Raw genomic sequence first — 23,125 nt, 5'->3', positions numbered from 1 at the left:
GTTGATTATTGGAATCAGGAACTTCATGGTATTGACAAATATCATAGGAGTTCAGAATGACGGAGTCCCATCATTGTCATGCTGAACTCGTTTCAGCATCTGTGTCTTGTAACCGCATAGATTCCGAAACAAGTTCGGAATGACGGTGCAAGTTCGGAATGACAGCCCCACTGTCATGCGGTGGGGTTGGCTGTGTGGTAGGGGTGTGTGGGAAGGGGAAAGGGGGTTTTATTTTGCTGTGCGTACAAGGCGGATGCCCATTTTAACATTGCAAGTCCCAGGAGAGAAGCATTTAGCATGGCCGTTAGCCATATCAGGTGCAGGACTCCACCAGCTGCCGCCGCGGATGACCTTCTTTTCTCCATTTTCAGGGCCTTTAGGATTTGTTACTTTTTCTTCTGTTGTTCCTCCAGACCAGTCCCAGCACCATTCCCATACGTTTCCACTCATATCATATATGCCAAGGCTGTTCGGAGCTTTCATTCCCACCTGATGCGGTCCGTAACCCAATGAGCCATAAAAATCCTCTTCGTTCCACTGAGTACCCTGTGTTTTTCCGTTTCCACTGCATATATTATAGCGGTACCATCCCACGGCATCCAAATCGGAATTATATTCTTGAGAAGAATCTTCACTATCTGCTCCGCTGAACAGGTATTCCCATTCAGGCGAAGACGGATTTCCGCCGCGCGCCGCATATTCCCATTCAGCTGATGTAGGCAGACGGTAGCCGTTTTTTGTATGATCCGCCGTTACATCGGCACTAGAAATTTTAACTAATGTTACTGTTGCACCGAAGCTTGTTTTTAACTCCTTGGTTGCTGTTACGATATTATTTATCGTATAGACTTCTTCAAGCCCCGCTTTTTTGCTCAAAAGATTGCAGAAATAAACGGCATTGTACCAGTTCACATACTGCATTGCGCACTCGCTTGCTTTTTCGCCTGGCGCCATCTTAAATTTTTCAGGATATAATGTAAAAATGTCATCAACTGTCACACCTTCAGTGTTGAGGCTTGTGTCTTTCATTATGGATTCGTAAAGGGATTTTGTTACTTCGTATTTAGAAATATAAAAGCTGCTTAATTCTACAGTGCGCCCTTCGATAAACACACCGGGATAGTCGCCCTTTATTTTCCGCCCCACAACAGTGCCGCCTTTAACAGCAACCATTCCCTCAGGAATTTTCTCGGAAGTATACGGCAGATAGGCATCGGGATCCGGCTCGTCATCGTATCCCCCCCCGAAAACGCACCGTTCTTGTAGGTGCCGAAGTCGCCGCTGTCATCATCGTCATCAGAAGAATAGCTGCATCCTGCAAAAGCAAAAAGAAGAGCCACAGCCAAAAGAAAAACAAAGAATTTTTCCCTTTTTAACATAACCTTACACCTCAAAATAAAAAATCAATAAAGCCAGCCCCTGATTTATACACAAAACAAAGATGCCCAAAAAACCAAAAAATTTCAACCCCCTTTCATGCCAAAAGCCCCCACGTCATGCTGAACTCGTTTCAGCATCCGTGTCTTGTAACCACATAGATTCCGAAACAAGTTCGGAATGACAGTGCCCCACCCCTGCCCACCATCGCATCCGTGCGGAATTTTCCCGAACGCTCCTTTTGCGTTGGGCGGCTTTCGGAATTTTCCCGAATGCTCCCTTTGTCTTGGGGCGGCTTTCGGAATTTTCCCGAATGCTCCTTTTGTCTTGTTTTATTTTCGGAATTTTTCCGCGAGAGCCTTTAGAACAAAATCGGCTGTGGGATTTTTGTGCGGCCGATTCGGGCATTTGAGCGTTACTTTTTTTTAAGACTGTGCTATCATTCCATTAGGATTTCCAGTTTACGCTGATTTTTCAGCCAGAGCCTTTCACGCAGGAACGCGCCGCTTTATAGGAGAGATTTATGAAAATTGAAGACTTTAACGATTTTCTGAACGACCATTTTATTCTGTTCACCGCCGTGCTTTCAGGAATCATCAGCCTGCTTTACATCTGGAAAGGGCTTACAGACGGACACTTTATAGGCACCTGGATTATCGCGCTCATGAATTTCATCTATATTCCGGCGGCGGTTGTGTTCAGGCGGCGGTGCTTTTCGTACTTCTACCTGATTTACTCCACAGTGCTGGTCTTTATGATTGCCTTTGAAAAGACATTCCTCTTCAACAACTTCACTGCCCTTTTTATCGTGTGCATCGTCATAATGATGAATCCGCGCACAAAGCTCATCGCCCTTGCCCTGTATTTTTCCGCCGTGTGCATTTCCTTTTCCCTGAACGGAGAATCAGTGTTCCACTTCCTTATACACATCACCCGGAGCGTCTGGTTCATAGGCAGCGTTTTCTATGTCCTTGAAAACAGATTCGACCGCAAGCCCCTTGTACTCTACGAAGACGAAGTGAAAATCCTGGAACAGCTCTGCTCAGGCAAAGTCTACCAGAAAGAAGTGGAAGGCTTCAGCGAAAACACAGTCTACCGCAAGCTCAAGGCCGCCCGCGAACGCAACGGCAACATCACCCGAGAACAGCTCCTAGACCTCTTCAGAAAAGAACAACAGAAAAAGACCCCGTCATGCTGAAAAGCCACCCTGTCATGCTGAACTCGTTTCAGCATCCGCACCGTTCACCCACATAGATTCCAAAACAAGTTCGGAATGACAGTGCAACTTCGGAATGACAGTGAAGTCATGCTTTATTCAATCCGGCGGCCAAGCTCAAGGTCAAGCGAGTGCAGCCCTTCGGGAGTGGAGCCGAACGTCTTGTATTTTCCAATCAGGAGCCTTGCTTTCTGCTCCTCTTCAATCTGCTCGCTTATAAACCAGTTCAGAAAATTCTTTGCAAACAGATCTTTTTCCTTTTCCGCCTGAAAATACAGCGCGCTTATAAGGTTCGTTACATACTCCTCATGCTCCAGGCTCTGGTTCAGCACCTGAAGCACCGTTTCAGGCTTGTTTCTGGGCGCGCCGATGGGCAGAAGCTCCACAGGGTGGTTCACCCTGCACAGATAGTCATAAATTTTCATGGCGTGCCCCTCTTCTTCCTTTGCCTGCTTCTTGTACCACTTGGAAAAGCCGGAAAGCTCCTTCATGTCAAAAAAGGCGGCAAACCCCAGATAAATGTACGCCGACTCGAATTCCTTTTGAATCTGCGTATTCAGCATAGAAGCGATTGTTGATTCCATAATTCACCCTCCGTAAATCCCGTTAAAAATACAAAACAGCCGGCAAACCTGCCGGCCCCCGCAGCTAGCATTCTGCCTTCCACAGACGGTGGATGTTGCAGTATTCATAGGCAGCCTCCACGCGCTCGCCCGTCATCACCGCAAAGTCCACGCTCGGAGAATTCCCCGGATGAAGCCACTTCTGCTGAATTCCCCTGTCGGTCTGCAAAAGAATCCATTCAATGTAATGCTCCGCCTCCGAAGGATGAAGCTTTGATCCGACCGTAACAGAAACAGTGTTCCCCGATACCTTTATCACCGGAATATGTTTTTCCGCAGAACCGTCCGTAACGCCGGGAACAAGCTCCTGCATTTCCTCTCCGCAGCAGACTGTGGGCACTCCCGAATCCTTTACAATCGCAATGATTTTTCCGCAGTGCCTGCAATAATAAAACTTCAACTGCATATACGCCTCCTGTCGCGCTATAGGTGCAGCACCGGACACCTTGCCAGTGCTCCACTGAAACCTCCAAAAATCCCATTCACCCTCTGGAAGCTCCCCGCACTATTAAAATACCACAAAAACAGGCGGAAAAAATAAAATTCATCCGCAAACGGTCATCTAAAAATCACCACCGCCCGCGCGACCGCTTTTTGCACGCCGAACCGCCATTGCAGGGCGCATATTTTGTATTTTTTTTATGCTTTTGAAATGCAGTTCAGGCTAAAATACGCTATAGTAATACTAGAATTTCTTTTTAAGCAAAGCGGCAACGGGAGCAAACAATGAAGGCTAGCAAATTAGATTTTAAAATTGAAAACGGCACACTGGTAAAATATTTCGGCAACGAGCCACAGGTCACAGTGCCGGAGGAAGTTACAGCAATCGGCGATAAAGTGTTTTCAGACTGCGAATTTCTGACAGAAATCACAATACCGCCTTCCGTAAAGAAAATAGGATATTCCTGTTTTTCCGGCTGCCGTGCATTAACAACAGTTCACCTGCCGCAGACATTAAAGGAAATAAGGGACTGTTGCTTTATGTATTGCAATATAGAAAGCCTTTTCCACCCCCTGCTGAAAATCGAAAACGGGCTTGCAATCAAGGATAACTGCCTGCTGTACCCTGCGCAGGATTTAAAAGATTACATCATCCCTGATACAGTCACTTCAATCGGCAACAACGCTTTTGACAGCTCCAGACTGGAAAGCATATACATTCCTGCAAGTGTAAAGCAAATCGGTGAATATGCATTTCATAAGTGCGCCGAATTAAAAGCGGTGGCTATCCCGGACGGAGTTCAGGAAATAAAAAAATATACCTTTTGGGAATGTCTGAATCTGGAAAAACTAACTCTTCCGTCAGGCTTAAAGAAAATAGGAATTTCTGCCTTTGAAAACAGCTCCAGACTTTCAGGTGTAATTTTGCCTGAAAACATAGAAACCCTTGAAAAGTACGCATTTGCCGGCTGCAAATCCCTTGAAGAAATTACAATACCGCCTTCCGTAAAGAAAATAGGCAAAGGCTGTTTCGGCGGCTGCACTGAATTAAAATCAGCCCTCCTGCCTGAAACATTAAAGGAAATCGGAGAGAGTTGTTTTAACGGCTGCTCTGAATTAAAAACAGTCAATTTGCCCTCTGCCTTGGAAGAAATAGGCGAGTACGCTTTTTCATACTGCAAGTTCCTGTCAGAAATCACAATACCGCCGTCCGTAAAAAAAATAGGCAAAGGCTGTTTCCGCTCCTGCAATATAAAAAGCCTTTCCCACCCTCTTCTGAAAATTGAAAACGGTTTTGCCATCAAGGATAATTGCCTGCTGTACCCTGCGCAGGATTTAAAAGATTACATTATCCCTGATACAGTCACTTCAATCAGCAACAATGCTTTTTTTAATTCCGACCTTGAAAGCATATCTATTCCGCCAAGTGTAAAGCAAATCGGCGAATATGCATTTTATAACTGCGCCAAGCTAAAAGCTCTGGTAATCCCGGACGGAGTTAAAGAAATCAGCAGGTGCACTTTCTGTGACTGCGGCAATCTGGAAAAAGTAAGCCTTCCGTCCAGCCTGAAAAAAATAGGACATTCCGCCTTTGCCGGCGACATAAACCTTTCAAGTTTAATTCTGCCTGAAGGCCTTGAATTTGTGGGAATCTATGCATTTATCGGCTGCGAAAAATTAAAGGGAATGAAAATCCCTGCTGGAATTAAATCAATGGAAAAAGACGCGCTGGTGTTTTAGCATATAAAAGCGTAAAAGGCCTTAAAGCTTAACGGCTTCAAGACCTTTCATTTTTTCTGCGTATCGGGTGGCGGATTACGGTGCGCAGTTTTTCGGGGGAAGTGCGGCGGAAGTCTGAAAGGTATATTTCGTGGTGAAGGCGCTCGCTTGTGATGTCAAGGGCATAGTTTTGTTCAGCAAGAAAATCGTGCATTGACTGAACTGTTGCAGGCTCGTCATCAAACGTACCTGTGTGCATACATTGAACGCACAGTCCTTCGTTGTATGAAAAAAATTCTGCCGTGCTGAAATCGCCGCTTTTTTTCTTCTGCGCTTCGTCTTTTGCCCAGAGAAAATCTGATTCCGTAACAAAATCAGGAAGCCTTATCATCGAAATCCATTTGAATTCATTTTTGCGCGAATAATCGATTTCCTGTATGCCGTCCTGTTCCCACAATCCTTCAAGCGGCGGAACTACATAGTCAAAATATCCGTCAATTTTGCGGTTTCCTTTTTTGCTCATCTTGACTGTAAACGCAATGCCGTACAAAACTGCGATTGCCTTTTTATAGTCGCCGTCCTCATCGTTCGGATTTCCTTTTCCGCGTACTGCGACAAAATTCATTTTTGGAATTGTGATGATTTGCGGTTTTTTGGGCGGAAGGTAGAATTCTTTATATTCTTTTTTATAGTCGAATGTCATAAAGTCCTCTGTTAATTTCGGATTTTCTGGATTTCTGTCAATACAGATTTGTGAAAGGTTTGAAAATTTTTACGTCTTTAAACCTTTCACTTTTTCTGCGTATCAGGCGCGTTATTTTATTGCTATGTAAATAAAGATTGTGCCGCTTTTTCCGTCGCAGTCTTCCTGATATTCTTCAAAGTCGCCTGTGAATGTGCGCTCAAGCGGAGTGTTCCAGATTTCGCCCCAGCTGTCGCCCACTGCCTTTACGACATCGCCCTTTACCGTGAATTTTGCGTAACGGCCGGCAGGAATTGTCTTTACGTCAAGGTTTTCGTCTGCGCTTTCTGCGGTAATTTCACAGCCTGCAAGCACGGTGTATGTGCCGTCCGGGGCGTAGTCGCAGTACAGTCCGATAGCCTTTTGGTTTGCGCGGTTTTTCATCGACTGCGCAATTCCGCCGTAAAGCTTCTGCCACAGTCCGCCGATTGTTGAGCCCATATCAGGCGAGTTGTTGCTTGTCTTTGCAGAAACTCCTGCCACAACTTTCTTTTCCAATGTTACGATTTCGTAGTCCATTTTTTTCTCCTCTAAAAAGTCAAGAAGATTGTTTCAACAATCGATTGACTTTTTATGCTGTTCCGCAATGCAATAAGGAACAGCAGTTGATAATAAAAGTTTGCAACGCAAACTTTAGGTAAGATAAAACCGCGCAATTTCAGCGGTTTTATCTTACACTTCTCCTGTGTTTGGTTGATTTTTACAGGAACAGTATCGCACAGGTAATATGACAACTGTGTGTCATATTAAAAAAGATTTTTGAGAAAAAAGTGAATTTCATGCGATTTGAATCTCAGGAGACGGACTGGCTTTCCAGAAGCTTTTCAAATTCGGATTGGGGAACCGGCGGAGAAAAATAAAATCCCTGTATTGTATCGCAGCCTATGTCGCGGAGGAACGCAAGCTGCTTTTCAGTTTCCACGCCTTCAGCCACAACGCTCATGCCGGATTCCCTGGCAAAGGCTACAGTGTGCCGGATAAGGTTTTCGCCGCTGGAAGTGCCGATAAAGTCAACAAGCGACTTGTCCAGCTTTATAACGTCAAACCTAAGAATCTGAAGGCTCGCCAGCGAAGAATAGCCCGCCCCGAAATCATCCATGTGCAGGGAAAATCCTTCCTTTATAAGAGCATCCGCAAAGGACTTCAGCGAAATGCTTTTTAGAGCCATAGTTTCTGTGATTTCAATCGGCACAAGCGAAGGGTCTATGCCGATGCCGGAAGCAATGCTGATATAGTTCCTTGCAAAATTCCGGCGGAACATGCTTGCACGCGAAAGATTCACGGAAATAGGAATAACCAGCTGGCCTGCGTCCTGTCGTTTTTTCTGGTACCTGCAAACTTTTCTGAACACATACTCGTCAAGCTCAGAAATAAGCCCGTCCCTCTCAAACAGCGGAATAAATTCCCCCGGCGGAATAAGCTTTCCGTCCTTGCCTCTCCACCTGATAAGCCCTTCCGCGCCTATGATTTTCTTTGTCTTTGCAGAATACTTGGGCTGGTACCACACCTCAAAGTCCTCTTTTTCTATAGCGGACTCGAAGGCTTTTTCCATGGCATCGTCCTTCATCTGCTTTTCAATGATTTTTTCATCATAGCAGGCAACGTTCACGGCATACTGGCCGCTTATGCTTTCCAAAGCGGAAACAGCCTTGCCGATAATGTCAAAGCCTGAAAGTGTTATGTCCACATTCTTGTAAAGCCCGAATTTCACCTGAAGATTTTCCGCAGGAGAGCCTTCTGAAATTCTTGCCGCCTGCTTCTTGAAATAGGAATCATCAAAAACGGAGCTGTGCGCAAAAAACGCCGCAAACAGGCTTTCGCTTATTCTTCCATAGAACAGAGCCTGAGGCTCGCTGCTTTTTATGCTTTCCGCCGCACAGGAAATAACCTTGTGCGACACTTCTATGCCGTAGAATTTTTCAATCGAATGTATGTTCCCGATGCTGTAGACAAGAATATCATACTTTTTGTCCGGGGCGGTTCCCAAAAGCATATCGATGTGGTGGCAGAAAGCTTCCTTTGTATACATCCCCGAAAGAGAATCATACTCCGAAACAGAATACATGGCGGCATATTCCTTCATCTTTATGATTCTGGAAATACGCATCCTGACAACCGAGGCATTGTAGGGCTTTGTTATAAAATCCGCGGCTCCAAGCGCAAGGCATTTTTCCTCGTCATCATCGCCGTCCGCAGAAGTGGCAACAAGAATGGGAATCACGGCAATAATCGGATTCGCCTGCACCCTCCTGAGGAATTCAAAGCCGTCTATAACAGGCATATAAAGGTCAAGGATAACCGCGGAAATATCCCTGTAATTATAGAAAAGAACATCAAGACCTATAAGGCCGTTTTCCGCCTCGACAATATCGTACTCCTCGCCAAGGTATTCAACAAGAATAGAGCGGTTTATCGGATTGTCATCGATTACAAGAATCTTGCGCTTGACCTTTTCAGGAGCATGATTTATAAACTGAAGATTTTCCTCCAGCTGCTCAAAGGTGGGCTGATTGATGATGTCATCGGAATCATAAGTTTCGTGCACAAAGAGAAACACAACCAGATGGCTGTTTTTATCTGTATAGGGAAAAAATTCCATAACGCACTGCTGGTACATGGAATCAGACGGCTTGGATTTGCGCTGATACCTGCACCGGACAGGCTTTTCACCGTTCTTGCGGAACATGGCGCGGAGATTTTCTATATTCGCAAAGCTCCTGAACAAATCGCGGTCATTGTCATGGCAGAGGTCGCTGTCAGCAAAAAAGCTGAACCACTCGCTGATTTTATAGGAATGAACACCGCCAACCTTCAAATTCCACTCATTGTCAGAAACCTTGAGCACAGAATAAAAATCTTCCGTCAGGTCAACATAAAGAACTTTCTGATAATGAAGAAGTACAAGACGCTGCATGGCAGTATACATCAGATTGTCTGAAAGTTCCATCTGCACCCCCTGAAAAAAAACAAGAAACTCCAGCTTTCTTTCTATTGTATCATGTTTTTGCCACATTGCAATAGAGAACTTTAAAAACTGCCTTTTTTATACAGCCAGCCCACAGTGAAAACTCCCGCAGCGGAATAACAACCATTCATCTGTGCAGAAAACACAACAAAAGACTGGCTCCACCGCCTTTAGCGCATAAAACCACCCAATGGATGTTTGGGAAAACGTTTGCCGGGTGTGTTTTTTTTGTTGGGACTAGTGAGGGAAATACTTATCCAGCTGTTCTTTGATTTTTTTCTCTTCCCCTGAGCCTTTTGTACTTAATCGAAGAAGTGGCAATCCAATTATGTCGAAGATTGCATTTTTCTTGTTGTCACGCTCAGCCTGTTTTGTTCCTTTTTTGTGATAATTATATCCGTCAACTTCGATACCAAATAAAATCTCTTTTTGTTACACGATTGAAAACTGTAAAATCAACATGAGCCCAGCTTCTGTTTGCAAATGATGCAAGTTCTTGCGGTAATTTTCCGATAAACTTTTTGTTTACGACATCTTTAAGAGGCATCTCAAATACAAAACTGAATTTGGAATATTTTGGTTCATTAGTAATTTTTGTCAGCAAAACATTCATTGCATTTTCAGAATCATATTTGGAAATTTTGTTTGCTGATTTTAAATATGCAAATTTTGCTTCTGTATCTTTTGTATAAAAGAAATCAAAAATAGAATTTATTTTGCTGTTTTCAACTGAAAAATTGTTGTATTGAATGTATTTAAGCAGAGCCATCAAGTTGGAATTTTCCGGCTGTTTATTTCCAGACAGTACAACTGCAAGCTTCTTCTTTGCTCTTGAGATTGCAACATTAAGCATATTAGAATCGTCTGCAAAACTTGTTATTTCGTTATCAACAGTAGAGATAATGATATTGTCTTTTTCGCGCCCCTGATATTTATGAACTGTCGCTGCATCTATACCGGGAATTTGCGATTGTATTGCTTTTGTCTGATTGTTATATGGTGCAATAATCCCAAGATTTTCTATTTCGTTTTCAGTATATTCAGGCAGAATTTCATCTTTTATTATATCAATTTGCCGCTGATTATAATGTTCTTTGCAAAAGTTTCCCGGTACTGTCCTTATTGCTTTCAGGACATCTTTTTCGCCCTTATCTTCTGTCATAATCAAAAGTTTTCCGCCATAAAATTGCTGATTGCAGAAGTTGATGATTTTCGGATGACATCTATAATGTTCACGCAGTAAAGTCTGCGGTGTATCTGGCAAAACCTGCTCAAGTGAAGCAAGAAAACTATTGAGATAATTGTAGCCTTCCGGGAGTTTTGTCTGTTCAAAAAGTTCCTGCACAACCTTCTTCTTGTTTTCTTCTATAACATTTGGAAGCTGCATTTTGTCGCCGACGATTACTGCATTCTTTGCGCACGATAAAGCAAGTGCTCCCGTAACAATATCAACCTGAGATGCTTCGTCCATAATTACATAGTCAAACAAAAAATCCGTTCCCTGTCCTATTGTCGCTCTTGAAGAAAATGTCGTGCTTAGAATTACAGGGTATTCATTTGTAAAAGATACAGGATCAAAATAGATTTCTTTAGAATCTTTGAATTGAACGCGCGCATTGTTATTTGAATATTTTTTTGCAATATTAAAACGCAATGCCGTTAAACATTTTTCGTATACCTCTGATGGATTAAAACCTGTAACAACTGCTTTCTTTTCCTGTAATTCTGTTTCAAGCTCTTTCTTTTTTAGAGAATAATAAGCAGCCTTGAGCGTTTCTATAACTTTTTCAGGATTTGATTTAAATGTTTTTCTTTCACCTAAGCCATAAGAAAATTTAAGTTTTAAATTTGTAAAGAAGCCAAGTTTTTCTTTTTCTGCATATTTGAATTGAATGTCCTGTAACAAACTCATCAAAACATCTGATGATTTTTTCAAAAGTTTTGTGCTGCTGTAAATATCATGAGCGGAATTATCAAAGTATTTTGATTCTGTTTCAAGCGCTGAAAGTTCTGCGTGAATTTCTGAAATTCTTTCATTTGCTTCAAAATATTTACCAAGATGTTTTATGTCTTCATCTAATAAAGCCTGAAATACCGGTAATTGATTCATCCAGTCTTTTAGGTATGAAGGATAAAACTGTTTTTGATTTTGCAAAAAGTTTTCAATGTTCTCTTTTTTGCCCTGAAAAGCACATATAAAACCCAATCCGTATTTATCTGAAGCCAGTTTTTCATAAACATTCCTGGTGGCATCATTGTTATTCGATACAATTAAAACTGTTTTATCGTGCATCAAAAGATTTGCAATGATATTCAGAATTGTCTGAGTTTTGCCAGTTCCCGGAGGTCCTTGTATAATGCTTATCTGATTATTCAGCGCAGTACTGACGGCTTTAAACTGACTGTTATTGCATCCGAATGGAAAAATCAACGATTTTATTTTAGACTTTTCTTCTTTTCCTTTTTTAGGATTAAGATATCTGGCTAATACAGAATACTCATTTACAAATCTGGATTTTTCAAAAGTCTTTTCAAGAAGGTTTTGTCCTTCATCATTTTTGATGTCACTAAATTGCGCCATCTGAAGAAGATAGTCAAAAACAGTTGAAGATTGCTTGTCTTTTAAGCAGTTTTTAATAATCTGAATATCACAACTTCGACATGGATATGTTTTTCCATCTTTGTACGTGATGAAATAAACATCTTTGCGAGAATCATATAATAATTTTTCAATATCACCAGTCTTGTTTCGTTTGCCGTATTTATCGGTAACGAAAACAATGTGGTGAAGGGGTGTGGAGTTATTCATATTATTTACTTCAAATATTTATCAATAATCTCTTTTATCTTAAAAGAATCGAATCCAGCTCCATTTTCTTCTGTAACAAACAGCTCCTTTCCTACATGATATAATTCTTTTTTACAGCTTTTGAGAATTTTTTTTACCCTTTCAGCCCGATAATATTTTTCAATTGTTCAAAGCTATTCACATGAGCGTATTTTACGCCATTGGTAGAAACTACATTGAATAACTTCTTGGCACACTCAATCTTATTAGATTCAATTTTATTCAACTGTATATCTTCCATAGTTCCTTTAGTTTCAGCAATAAAGAATATATGTTTTACTTTGTCTTTATCAAAAGCAATAGCCCAGTCAGGTGCATAATTTCCCACAGGAGTTGGAATCTGGAATGAACGTGGTAAACGTGCATACACTATAACTTCTGTTGCACTGTCCAATTCATTTACAAATTTCCATTCTATATTGCTGTCAGTAAATACCAGATTCTGAATACATTTTGAGGCGATAAATGGTTCTTTTTCAGGAAGTTTTGGTGAAGTAAAAATACTTGAATCATAAGTATCTTCAAGTTCGTGATATTCAATATGTTCAACAATTTTTGTAGATTTCTGAGCATTAATGATATTTATTACATCACGAATAAACTTTTCAGGATTAAATCCAAATTGCTCCGTTTCTTTTACAGTAAGTTGGCTCAAAATTGTTGCAGCCGTTTTTCGTGTAATCTTACACCCTTTTGCAATATTACCTACCAAATCATATTTTACAGTAGTTTGGGGTGCACGTTTCAAAGATTTTGTTTCTGTTTCAGAAGTATTAAAAGCTGTTCCAGAGCGAACAAGCGTTTCATTGATTTTATCTTTTTGTTTTCCGATTTCTAAAGTATAACGCATAGGAGAAACTTTCAAATCTTTCTTTATTGCTTCAACCGAATTCCTAATCAGTTCTTCGCTGTTGAAACGACAGGTATATGTGTACTTATGATTAATTTTCTTCCAGAGTTCCTGAAACACATCTTTTTCAAAGTTCTTATTAAGAGGGTTTCCTTTTTCCCATTGCGGTTTCTGTCCGTTGTCAATCATTCCAGACAGGACAGAAGGATTATAAACTGCCTGAATAAGTTTCTGAATCTGATCAAACATTTCTATTCGTGCCTCTGATTTAGTCTGCAAATCTTCTGGCAAGGTGTATTCAAAACTATCTGGAATCCGCTGTAAATTTCCAAACTCAACTGCACTTTTATAAATATCTGTAGGTCTGTCTTCTGAATCAATATAGTCATTTTTCAGCAGATACTGATAAATGATTTTTGCCTGCTTAGAATCAAGTTGAATTTGCTGACCACAAACATTGATACTCTTGCCTTCAAAGTAATCAATATCGGCAATTTTTGGTCTGGAATCAGAAAGTTCTGCAACAATGTCCTTTTGCAAGCCATCAACAAAGGCGCGGTAACTTTCACTTGCAATTACCGTAAGCGTATTTACTTCGTGCACTGATTCACCAAGAGTTTCTTTGTCCTGACGAATTCCCTCTTCATTTACACAAAGACGCATACCGCGACCAACTTCCTGTCTGCGACTGATATTATTGTCAGAATGTTTTAACGTACAAATCTGAAATACATTCGGATTGTCCCAGCCTTCACGCAATGCAGAGTGAGAGAAGATAAACCGAATCGGCATATCAAAATCCAAAAGCAAATCCTTGCGCTTTAAAATTAAATCGTAGGTTGTAATATCTTCATCACTTTCACCGGTTGAATCCGTAAGCCTGCCTTTTTTATCGCGGCTAAAATATCCTTCGTGGCAGGAAGGAATATTGTCCGCCGTTTTTGCAAGATAATTCTGGTAATACCCCGGAAATAAATCAGAAAATTCATTCATAACATTACGGTATTCTTCTTCAAATATCTTGCTGTATTCACCGGGTACTTCGTTTCCATCTTCATCTTCTGCACGATACTTTGCAACTTCATCAATAAAGAACAATGACAAAACTTTTATTCTAAGACCTTTATCAAAAAACTCTTTTTCTTTTTCAAAATGGCTTTTAATTGTTTCTCTAATCTGAACACGGCGAATGTCTTTTTCTGCAACATTACCGGTCATTTCGCCCATAGACAGCAACAAAGATTCATTATTATTGCTGACAGGGATATTAAATTTAACGGCATTAAGTTCAGGCAGGATTTCTGCAACATAGATTCCTTTATATTCAGCAAGACCTTTTGATGCTTCTTCAAGTTTATCTCCAGCATTCAGCCTTACAGTCTGCCGTTTAATTCCGTTATTTTGCTTTACTTCAATTTCAAGTTTTACCTGAGGAGCTGCGTGCGGTGAGAGAACAATCGAATCTGCGTAAATATAAGTATTTGTCCCGGAAATGTTCTCAAGTTTAAAGCCTTTTACTTCAATCTTCTTTACAAGTTTCTGATTATAAGAATCCAGAGCATCCAGCCGGTAAACAAGGTTATGCTGAATTTTATGAGTAGCTGAATAATTGATTACAAAAAGCGGCTTGAACTGTGCGAGTGCCTTTTGTGTCGCTGATTTTTCATCACCCATTCTTTGCGGTTCATCTAAAATCAAGATAGGGCGATTTGCAGAAATTACGTCAATCGGACGACGGCTGGCAAATTCATCACGTATTGTATAGATAATGCGAGCAGCTTCATTTCCTTTGCGGCCTTCAACATTTTTTTCTTTATTAAGCGAAGTATTAAAAGCCTGAGTATTGATAATCATTACATTTATATCAGCACTGCTTGAAAAACGGTCAATCATATTCAGGCGTTTTGAATTGTAAATAAAAAACCGGATTTTCTTTCCGTAATGCTGCATAAAATGTTCCTGAGTATACTCAATGCTATTGTATACGCCTTCGCGGATTGCAACAGACGGAACAACTATAATGAATTTACTCCAGCCATAAGTTTTATTCAGTTCATACATTGTCTTTGTATAGACATAGGTTTTGCCGGTGCCAGTTTCCATTTCAATATCAAAGCTCGGAACTCCAGCAGTATGTTCGATTTTATCAGAGCGGATAATAAAATTTTCATCCTGCACTTTGTGAACATTATCTAAAAGTTCTTTCTCACTCAATATTAAATCTGCATTTCTGTATCCGTTATCTAAAAGCTCAAGTTCATCATCAAATTCTTCACCCTGCTGTCTAAGCATATCATCGCTAAATAAAGATTCTTGAGGTTTTGCAATTTCCTGCATTACACCTTTATCACGCAGATACTGAACTTTATCTGCAAACTGCTGGCCTTCAAAACATTTTACAAGAGCATCTACAGCCTGTGTCTGATATTTTTGTATTTTATAAGTAAACTTCATTTATTTTTCCTCTATTTCAGTGCCTTTTCGCAAGATTTCCAAATAATCAGTATATGAATAAAGACTTGCCTTGCCATTTTTTGCAGAAGGATAAAGTATTTTCAAACCACACAAAAGCTCTATATTCTTCGCTGTTGTATTATAAGAAAGTCCTAATTCCAACGCTGTTTTTGATGTATCAATAATTGCTTTTTTTTCTATATATTCAAATAACTTAAGAGCATTATCTCTTGTTCGTGCAGGTACTTTTTCAAGTAATGCAATATTTTTCTTGTGTAACTCTTCCAAAGCATTTATTGACTCAATTGCATCATTAGCAGTTTCCAAAATAATCTGCAAAAAGAATCGTACCCACTGTTCATAGTTTCCCTTCTGTCTAACTTCACTCAACCGATCGTAATACTCTATCCTGTTCATTTTGAGAAAGCAGGAAATATAAAGCACGGGCTTTGAAATGATTTTCTTTTGCATCAAAAAAAGCGTTATAAGAAGTCTTCCTACACGCCCATTGCCGTCCAAAAATGGATGTATTGTCTCAAACTGATAATGAATAAGAGCAGCCTGAATTAAAGGGTCGAGAGAATCGTTTGAATTCATGTATTTTTCTAAGTCGTCAAGAGATTTCTTCATATCATCAACACAAGGCGGAATATAGCGAGCATTCTTTAATGTACTTCCCTGACCTCCAATCCAGTTTTGAGTGGTACGGAATTCGCCCGGAGTTTTGTCGCTCCCTCGCACATCTTTTATCAGTTCTGCATGAGTTTCTTTTAAAAGACGCATACATAATGGCAATTCATTCAGTCTGGATATTGCAAAATTGCTGGCTCTTATATAATTTATAACCTCACCAACATCAATATTCGCATTTTCATCGGCATTCGGATCAAGCACGTCATCAAGCGTGCATTGGGTTCCTTCTATTTGTGAAGAAACAAGAGCCTCTTTTCTAACATACATGGAAAGAAAAAGATTTTGATTCGGAATTTTCTCTGAAATTGCATCAAGATATGCAACTTTCCGATTTGCCTCTATCAAAAGGGAGAGCATATTTGCATCAATCTCCAAAGTTGGTTGCGGAGGTAGCGGAGACGGATTAAAAGAGCGATACGTAAGTTCTCCAGAAAGATTTTGAACAAAAGTTCCAGAACGGTTTGAGTTTATATCTTTTGAAATAGCATTTTCCATAAAATCTCCTAATGCTTGTTTATTTTTGAAAAATCAATCCATAATTCAGAATGTTATTTTCAAAAAAGTGCTTTTTCTTGAAAATGGAATATATTTTAATACTCTTTATTTTCAAGAAAATACCAGTTTCTCTCAACACTGTTGAAACTTTCTTCCTACAAAACTTTGCGAACAGTATCAGGGCTGTACGTTGCAAAAATCTGCTCAAAATTGGTGATAAGGCTGTCGCCGTCTTTTGAATTTGCCGGGTCACGCATTACAAAATAGTACGGTTTTTGTTTTGCAATTTCCGTGATTGTTTCCTCGTCTACTGAATCGTCAAAGCAAGCCATAAGGTAGTTGCCTTCTACGCAGAACACTTCTTTACAGTTAATCTTTTTTGTTTCGATTTTGCCAGAAAGCATAATTCCCAAATCAAGCATTGTGTAAAACAAAAGGTCTTCGCCTGTGCGGTCAGACTTGATGTTGTTTTTGAACAAATCCTGTTTTTGCAAATCTTCAGGAGAATAGTAAACATCTTCCATATTGGAGGTATCGCACTTGAGTACACGAAAACCAATGTCCAGAGAGGGAGAAGTCTCCCCCTTCGCGCCCACTTCGTTGGTCGCTACCCCTTCTCCTAGGGGCGATGCCCCTAAAACCCCGTTATTGTCCTTGTGGCATTTTTCTTTGTTATTCTGAACTTGTTTCAGAATCTGTTTTCCTGCGCGACGGATGCGTTCCTTGCCGATTTCGCAAATGTTCTTGTATCCGGCTTTGTAGGCTTCGGATTTTTCGTCTGTTTCTTCGGGAATCTGAACCATTATAAATTTTCGGTTACCGCCATCTTCGGCGTTCAGTTGCATAACAGCGTGGGCGGTTGTAGCTGAACCGGAGAAGAAGTCAAGAACGATGGAATCTTTATCTTGGAATGTTATCATTTTTAACATTCTATCCAGCAATTCAACTGGTTTTGGAGTATCGAATGTTGTACCTCCCATAAGAGCTTTGAGTTTTGATGTTGCCGATGAAGTAAGACCTGCATCATCCCACCATGTTGTGGATGTTCTTCTAGTTTGTTCAGCAGTAGACTTGAAATACTTTTGATAAAGACTATTTCCTTTCTGTACAACTAATCCGGCATCATATTTTTCTTGCATAGTCTCTTTTGAAAAACGCCAATATCCTTCAACACCTAAAAACTCATAGTGAGGATTACCTTTTTTTGCTCCTCCTGGACCATCTACTGGAACAAGGCGATATGCTCCCTTTCCATCATTATCGTCTAAATCAAAACCTTCTAAAATTGGATCAAGTCCAATCATTTTACGATTAGCTTCAATTATTTCTCGATTTTTTGAATAAAACAATATTGTATTGTGGTTTGGGGAAATAATTTTGTCATTTGAAACTGATGCTCTTGATTTATGACATATCAAAGCAATTCTATTTTGGTAACCGAAAATTTCATCACACATTTTTGTTAAATTAGTTACTTCATTATCATCAATCGATATAAAAATAACCCCATCATCGCTCAGTAAATCTCGTGCTAATTTCAATCTCGGGTACATCATATTCAGCCAGTCAGTGTGAAATCTTCCGTTGCTTTCTGTATTTGCTACAAGGCGGTTGCCTTCTTCATCAGTCTGTCCACTGTTCGCAATGTAATCCGCCGCATTCTGTGCAAAATCGTCCTCATAAATAAAGTCATTGCCTGTGTTGTACGGCGGGTCAATGTAAATCATTTTGATTTTGCCAAGATATGTTTCCTGCAGCAGTTTCAATACTTCTAGATTGTCACCTTCAATGTAAAGATTTTCAGTTGTATCAAAACCAACAGATTCTTCACGGCATGGGCGCAGGGTTTTGTTTATTGGAGCATTCGCAGTAAGAATTGCCTGCTTTTTGTCTGGCCAGGTAAACTGGTAGCGCTCATCACGCCCTTCTACAATCGTATCGCTAAGTTCCTGCCTGAGAATGTCAAAATCAATCTTCTTTGTAATCGTTCCGTCCTCTGCCTTTGCCTCAGTCACGCAGTTCGGAAAAAGCGCGGCAATTTTGCTAACGTTTTCATCAATTTTGTTCAGTGAGTGCATTTTCAGGTGGTTCATGATTATTTTTCTCCTTCATCTGTAAAAAGTTCTTTAATTTGCTTTGCAATTTCTTCTGGAGTTAAAATTGCTGTACTGGCAGCCAGTCTTCCTGCAATTATTGGGCTATATGCCATGACATCTTTTTTAAGTAACTTATGCCAAATAGGTATTATCCTATTCCCATTAACAGATTCCAATTGAAATAAACTATCAAGTTCTGTCTTTGTCCAATATTTTCCGTCTTTTATATAATCGGGAGATAAGACAACTATTCCAAAACGTGATTTTTTTAACCCTTCATCTATTTTTTGTCGCATACTATCGCCAAGTTTTATTTCATTTTTATCATACCAAACTTTTAGATTTTGCTTTTCAAGTTCAGCAACGAATTCATCGACAAAAGATTCTTTATCTTCCCATGCATGAGATACAAATACATCATATTCCTCTTTATCAGAATTTTCAGAACTCTCCACAATTGAATGAGTATTTCTTATTGTTAATTGATTAGTTAAAGCTACAATTTGTCGCTCATAAGATTGTTGTATCCTTCTGTTTGCATCTTGCAACTTTTTATTTTCCAGTTCTTGCGCTTTTTGAAGCCTCTGAAATTCATCAGCTCTCTTTTTCCTTTTATCTGCAATTTTTTTTCCTAAATCAGCAGAAGATTTTCTTTTTTTTGAAATATCATTCTGATAACTAGAAATTTGTCTTTGTTTGCTTTGAAGAGATGAAAGAGATGTTCTTTTTGTAATTGTTTTTTCAACAGATAATATTCTGCTTTCTAAATTTGCAGAATCAGAATCAAGTCTTGCTTTTTTTGCTTCTAAATCAGCAATTTCTTTGTCGAGGCGATTTACATTATTTTGATACATAGAAACAGACATATTTATATCTCCCCCTATTTTAGATACTTGTTTATAAGGTTGTCTATTTCCTGTGAATCCAGACTGCCATCTAAGCCATCTTTTGATATAATTAGGTTTTTACCTTCAATAATATCATTTTCTTCGTATTGTTTACGTTTTACATCCCAATCTTTTCTATAACTTTCTTTTTGTAACATTCCTAAATGTTCCCAATATATTGTTTTTCCATTTTTTGGAATTGTAAAATCCGGACTTCTTTTGCTTCCATCTTTTAATGATAATGGTTCTTCATATAAATAATTTATGTCTGCATCAAAAAGCATGTTTGCAATTATTACTTCAGATTTAGAACGAACCATTTCACCGCGTTTGGTTTTATGAATTAATTTTTCTTCATAAAATTTATTTTTGAATTCCGTAATCTTAGGAGCAGCAAAAAGACAAGTGAAACGTTTGGCAATATCAGAGAATTCTACAGAAGAATAATTCTTCAATTTATATGCATCTTCATTATATAAAATGACAATCTTTTTTGTTTGACGAGTTATTGCTGTATAAAGGAGTTCTCTTGAAAGCATACGGCTAGGCTCGCTTAAAACAAGAATCACTTTTTCAAATTCACTTCCCTGAGCCTTATGAACAGTTAATGCATAAGCAAGTTCAATATCATTATTTCCTTCTTCTGATACATTTGAGTACCAATTGTAATTAAATAAAGGCTGAGAATTAAAGCGTATCTGATGAGTATTAGCTTTTGCTTTTGGTTTTTCCCATAAGCGTTCTACAATTCCAACTTCTCCATTGGCAACATAATTTAATGGTTCAGCCAACGAGTTGTTTTTTTCAGACGGGTCTAGACATTTATCATATAAGTATCCTTCTTTTTTCTGATTCCTTACATTAATAATTTTATCCCCATAAACAATGCCTTCTGTGCCTAAAAGATGATGTGTTGGAAGTTTTTGACTATGCTCCATTTCTACATATTCATTTGTGCGATACTTTTCATGAATGTATCTATTAATTATAGAAGAACCTACACTTGCATCGTTTTTATATGCTGACAAAATTTGCCATGAATCGAGTTTTGAAGGATAACTTCCAAAATTCATCCATCCACTATTTATTTTTCCACCAAGAGATAAATCAAACCCTTCAATATCATCTATACTTGTCATTTCTGTTTCTTCACAGATTGTTTCAAGAATTTTCTGCTGTAAATCTTCCGGTGTAGTCCATGGTTTAAATGAGATATGTTCACCCAGTTTATTTGCCTGTAAATCAATAAAAATGTTATCATCTAATTGAGCTGCAGTTTCTTTAAACCATTCAGCAAGTTTAGAATCTTCTCTTTCGTCTTTGCCGTCATCTGCCTGTCTTCTGGTTATGGTCAATTCTCCAAAGCCTTTTGTTACTTGTGGATCTGGAAATGGAGGCATATTTTGCTTTAAATGTCTTACCAAATCAACAAATGGTCTTCCAGCACCAATAGGTGGAAGTTGATTCGGATCTCCAACAAAGATAATTCTTTGTGCCATATCTAATGCGCTTAAAAGAGAAGCAAACATTTCTTCCGTCATCATTGAACTTTCATCAATAATTACTGTTGCCGGTATATTTTTTGCAGGTTGTTTTGAAAGACGATAAGTCATTGTATTCCAATCAAACCTATCATTTTTTATTAAAAACTGAGCAATTGTATATGCATCATGATTTACACCCATAGAATTCATTGTTTTGCTTATTTTTACTCGAGCTTTTCCTGTTGGCGCCAGTAACATTATTTTTCCATTTTTTATTTGCTCTGATTTACATAAAAGTGAAAGCAAAGTTGTTTTACCTGTACCAGCACCACCTATTAATACAGTAAACGGAGAATCTGCGAGTTCATTAAGAATTGCTATTTTTTCTTTTCGAGCTGCTATTTCTTTATCATCTTTTTCAGTCTTTAATATATTAAAATAATCATCAACTATTTTTGACCAATTTTCTTTTATTTTGAAACGTTCTGCTTTTAACCGTTCTTCAACAAAATTACGAATAAAACAGTCCATCTCATTTAATCTTTTTAATTGAAATGCATTTGTGTCATCTTCACATTTAACTAAAATTAATTCAGCCGCTAAAAAATCAATTATACTGTCTATAATATCCGATGATACTTTACATTCTGGTTCTAGAGGTAAATTATTTAAATCTTCGACAAGTTTAAATTGTGGATAAACTGTATGTCCATTGCCTGCTTGTGTTTCTAATATACTAACTGATAAAGCTCTAATTCTACGCTTATCATCTGCACTTTCAATATATGAAGGTTCAGGAACAGGATTTTGCTCAGCAATTATACTGGCTGGAAAAACAGCCATATCAATTTTATTTACAGAAATCTGAAAAGAAGGCTTACAAATTCTTGTTTTTTCGTAGAGAATGTAAGGATTCTCTATTATTTCTTTATCAGAACAATAAATTCTATATTTTCCTCTGTTTTCAGTATTAAAAATAACTTGTGCTTGTTCAGCGGTTAAATTAATCCTAGCTAACAGCCAGAAAAGTTTTTTTCTTTCTTCTGGCATTGTTTTTAAAGCATTAACTTTTGTAGAGGTGAGTTCTAATGCTAATTTAGATGTAAAATTTTCTTTTGGAAAACTCAAAACTTCAAGAATTTCATTTTCAAAATTAGAAATGTCCTGTACTTTTTTCTTTGCTTCGCCTGCAATCAAATTTCCATGCTTAAAACCTACTGCAGTAAGCATTGATCCCAAACCAGGGAACGGTCCTCTATCAAGCCAAACTTCCTCAAGTCTTGCTTTACACCATTTTATACAGTCGTTCCAATTTCCTGGTATACATCCTTTAATTATTCGTAATGCTTTTATTGTTTTTAGTAATACATTTATAACGGCATCATAACTAAGCTGCTCTGTTGCATATGAAAATTCATCAAAATTTTCATCATCCACAAGAACAGCAATTGAACTAATATCAAAATCTGGATTTTTTTCTGCATAGTCCATCATTTCTTTATATGGAAGTAAAAATCCATTTTTTCTATCACTCCTGATTGAATGTCCTATCATTGTTTCCCATAGGATCGAACGCAGTTCGCCATCATTTGTATGTTTATGTTCCGGAGGTTCAGTAATTGATGTTACAAAACCAATTCCAGTTACAATACGTTTTGCTTCTTCAACAAAAGGAACTTGCTTTGCATATGTAATTACAAGTGATTTGTTAATTTCTACATCTTTATAAAATACATTAAATATTTCTCTTTGATTTCCTGCATCTTGTACCCAGTTACTATTCCATCCTAAGTTAGGCTCATTATCTGAATCGTAATTAATACCTTTTAAATCAGCTAATTCTTCTATATTAATTTTTTTACCAAAATCATTTCTCTTCTCAAGCATCGTCCATCCAAATGGTCGTGCTGGTAATGAATAAGGTAAATACTTTAATTCCGTAGATAAAAAATGTCCATGAGTTTTTGGGTTATTCTTTTTATATGGATGTACGGTAATTTTTAAAAATTCATCCTCCGACATAAAGCAGCCACCTTCAGATAAACATGGTATATCTGCTTCATGCCCTTTTATAGATTTTCCGGCAAGCTTACCTTCAAAATCATCTTTTTTATTTTCTGCAATATTTTTCAATCGCATACATGAGGTGTTGTAACATGGTTTTTCACAAATTAAACCTGTATATCCATTATCTTTCCAAGGTACACGAATTGAAATATGCTGTGCCATTTATTT

At 38.6% G+C, this 23,125-nt stretch carries 16 protein-coding genes; 2 read left to right on the top strand and 14 right to left on the bottom strand.

Going from position 1 to position 23,125, the window contains the following annotated elements:
- Positions 1-228: 228 nt before the first annotated feature.
- Both ACI4L0_RS00135 and ACI4L0_RS00130 read right to left on the bottom strand, forming a co-directional pair.
- Positions 229-1,173 carry a formylglycine-generating enzyme family protein gene (locus tag ACI4L0_RS00135; RefSeq protein WP_439798139.1) on the bottom strand — a complete coding sequence of 315 codons (945 nt, stop codon included), beginning with the start codon at positions 1,171-1,173 and terminating at the stop codon, positions 229-231.
- A complete protein-coding gene (locus ACI4L0_RS00130; protein ID WP_439798138.1) occupies positions 1,131-1,379 on the bottom strand; it encodes a hypothetical protein in 249 nt (82 codons plus the stop codon). Before ACI4L0_RS00130 ends, ACI4L0_RS00135 begins: the two co-directional genes overlap by 43 nt.
- Before the next feature lie 521 nt (positions 1,380-1,900).
- Here ACI4L0_RS00130 and ACI4L0_RS00125 point away from each other — a divergent pair.
- Positions 1,901-2,575, top strand: a complete 675-nt coding sequence (locus tag ACI4L0_RS00125) for a hypothetical protein (RefSeq protein WP_439798137.1) — start codon at positions 1,901-1,903, stop codon at positions 2,573-2,575.
- A 113-nt stretch (positions 2,576-2,688) separates the two neighbouring features.
- On the opposite strand, the gene ACI4L0_RS00120 is transcribed toward ACI4L0_RS00125, so the two are convergent.
- Together ACI4L0_RS00120 and ACI4L0_RS00115 are read right to left on the bottom strand one after the other, a co-directional pair.
- Positions 2,689-3,177, bottom strand: coding sequence for a ferritin (locus ACI4L0_RS00120; protein WP_439798136.1), 489 nt, complete (start codon positions 3,175-3,177; stop codon positions 2,689-2,691).
- Positions 3,178-3,241: 64 nt separating this feature from the next.
- Complete coding sequence (locus ACI4L0_RS00115; RefSeq protein WP_439798135.1) at positions 3,242-3,622, bottom strand: desulfoferrodoxin family protein; 381 nt, start codon at positions 3,620-3,622, stop codon at positions 3,242-3,244.
- A 320-nt stretch (positions 3,623-3,942) separates the two neighbouring features.
- Between ACI4L0_RS00115 and ACI4L0_RS00110 the strand changes: the two genes are divergently transcribed.
- On the top strand, positions 3,943-5,397 hold the full coding sequence (locus tag ACI4L0_RS00110) for a leucine-rich repeat domain-containing protein (RefSeq protein WP_439798134.1): 1,455 nt from the start codon (positions 3,943-3,945) through the stop codon (positions 5,395-5,397).
- Between the two features lie 37 nt (positions 5,398-5,434).
- On the opposite strand, the gene ACI4L0_RS00105 is transcribed toward ACI4L0_RS00110, so the two are convergent.
- From ACI4L0_RS00105 to ACI4L0_RS00060, 10 genes are all read right to left on the bottom strand, one after another.
- Complete coding sequence (locus ACI4L0_RS00105; RefSeq protein WP_439798133.1) at positions 5,435-6,079, bottom strand: GyrI-like domain-containing protein; 645 nt, start codon at positions 6,077-6,079, stop codon at positions 5,435-5,437.
- Between the two features lie 111 nt (positions 6,080-6,190).
- Positions 6,191-6,637, bottom strand: a complete 447-nt coding sequence (locus ACI4L0_RS00100) for a GyrI-like domain-containing protein (RefSeq protein WP_439798132.1) — start codon at positions 6,635-6,637, stop codon at positions 6,191-6,193.
- Positions 6,638-6,911: 274 nt separating this feature from the next.
- On the bottom strand, positions 6,912-9,065 hold the full coding sequence (locus tag ACI4L0_RS00095; RefSeq protein WP_439798131.1) for an EAL domain-containing protein: 2,154 nt from the start codon (positions 9,063-9,065) through the stop codon (positions 6,912-6,914).
- Positions 9,066-9,320: 255 nt separating this feature from the next.
- On the bottom strand, positions 9,321-9,494 hold the full coding sequence (locus tag ACI4L0_RS00090) for a DUF2726 domain-containing protein (protein ID WP_439798140.1): 174 nt from the start codon (positions 9,492-9,494) through the stop codon (positions 9,321-9,323).
- Entirely contained in the window at positions 9,484-11,892 is a 2,409-nt protein-coding gene (locus ACI4L0_RS00085; protein ID WP_439798130.1) for an AAA domain-containing protein, read from the bottom strand. The genes ACI4L0_RS00090 and ACI4L0_RS00085 overlap by 11 nt, the downstream gene beginning before the upstream one ends.
- 133 nt (positions 11,893-12,025) lie before the next feature.
- Positions 12,026-15,235 (bottom strand): DEAD/DEAH box helicase family protein, encoded by a 3,210-nt coding sequence (locus tag ACI4L0_RS00080; RefSeq protein ID WP_439798129.1) that lies wholly within the window; start codon positions 15,233-15,235, stop codon positions 12,026-12,028.
- Positions 15,236-16,423, bottom strand: a complete 1,188-nt coding sequence (locus tag ACI4L0_RS00075; RefSeq protein ID WP_439798128.1) for a Fic family protein — start codon at positions 16,421-16,423, stop codon at positions 15,236-15,238.
- A gap of 155 nt (positions 16,424-16,578) precedes the next feature.
- Entirely contained in the window at positions 16,579-18,516 is a 1,938-nt protein-coding gene (locus ACI4L0_RS00070; RefSeq protein WP_439798127.1) for a site-specific DNA-methyltransferase, read from the bottom strand.
- Positions 18,517-18,518: 2 nt separating this feature from the next.
- Positions 18,519-19,385: a TIR domain-containing protein gene (locus tag ACI4L0_RS00065; protein WP_439798126.1), complete on the bottom strand. Its 867-nt coding sequence runs from the start codon at positions 19,383-19,385 to the stop codon at positions 18,519-18,521.
- Between the two features lie 14 nt (positions 19,386-19,399).
- Positions 19,400-23,119, bottom strand: coding sequence for an AAA family ATPase (locus ACI4L0_RS00060; protein ID WP_439798125.1), 3,720 nt, complete (start codon positions 23,117-23,119; stop codon positions 19,400-19,402).
- Between the last annotated feature and the right edge of the window lie 6 nt (positions 23,120-23,125).

This window comes from Treponema sp. (genome assembly GCF_051883275.1).
GTDB lineage: Bacteria > Spirochaetota > Spirochaetia > Treponematales > Treponemataceae > Treponema_D.
This window is presented reverse-complemented; position numbering and strand designations above follow the sequence as displayed.

What these genes read in the sequence shown, in the direction of transcription:
- ACI4L0_RS00135 (WP_439798139.1), bottom strand. Translation starts at nt 1,173, where the DNA reads ATGGTTGCTGTTAAAGGCGGCACTGTTGTGGGGCGGAAAATAAAGGGC.
- ACI4L0_RS00130 (WP_439798138.1), bottom strand. Translation starts at nt 1,379, where the DNA reads ATGTTAAAAAGGGAAAAATTCTTTGTTTTTCTTTTGGCTGTGGCTCTT.
- ACI4L0_RS00125 (WP_439798137.1), top strand. Translation starts at nt 1,901, where the DNA reads ATGAAAATTGAAGACTTTAACGATTTTCTGAACGACCATTTTATTCTG.
- ACI4L0_RS00120 (WP_439798136.1), bottom strand. Translation starts at nt 3,177, where the DNA reads ATGGAATCAACAATCGCTTCTATGCTGAATACGCAGATTCAAAAGGAA.
- ACI4L0_RS00115 (WP_439798135.1), bottom strand. Translation starts at nt 3,622, where the DNA reads ATGCAGTTGAAGTTTTATTATTGCAGGCACTGCGGAAAAATCATTGCG.
- ACI4L0_RS00110 (WP_439798134.1), top strand. Translation starts at nt 3,943, where the DNA reads ATGAAGGCTAGCAAATTAGATTTTAAAATTGAAAACGGCACACTGGTA.
- ACI4L0_RS00105 (WP_439798133.1), bottom strand. Translation starts at nt 6,079, where the DNA reads ATGACATTCGACTATAAAAAAGAATATAAAGAATTCTACCTTCCGCCC.
- ACI4L0_RS00100 (WP_439798132.1), bottom strand. Translation starts at nt 6,637, where the DNA reads ATGGACTACGAAATCGTAACATTGGAAAAGAAAGTTGTGGCAGGAGTT.
- ACI4L0_RS00095 (WP_439798131.1), bottom strand. Translation starts at nt 9,065, where the DNA reads ATGGAACTTTCAGACAATCTGATGTATACTGCCATGCAGCGTCTTGTA.
- ACI4L0_RS00085 (WP_439798130.1), bottom strand. Translation starts at nt 11,892, where the DNA reads ATGAATAACTCCACACCCCTTCACCACATTGTTTTCGTTACCGATAAA.
- ACI4L0_RS00080 (WP_439798129.1), bottom strand. Translation starts at nt 15,235, where the DNA reads ATGAAGTTTACTTATAAAATACAAAAATATCAGACACAGGCTGTAGAT.
- ACI4L0_RS00075 (WP_439798128.1), bottom strand. Translation starts at nt 16,423, where the DNA reads ATGGAAAATGCTATTTCAAAAGATATAAACTCAAACCGTTCTGGAACT.
- ACI4L0_RS00070 (WP_439798127.1), bottom strand. Translation starts at nt 18,516, where the DNA reads ATGAACCACCTGAAAATGCACTCACTGAACAAAATTGATGAAAACGTT.
- ACI4L0_RS00065 (WP_439798126.1), bottom strand. Translation starts at nt 19,385, where the DNA reads ATGTCTGTTTCTATGTATCAAAATAATGTAAATCGCCTCGACAAAGAA.
- ACI4L0_RS00060 (WP_439798125.1), bottom strand. Translation starts at nt 23,119, where the DNA reads ATGGCACAGCATATTTCAATTCGTGTACCTTGGAAAGATAATGGATAT.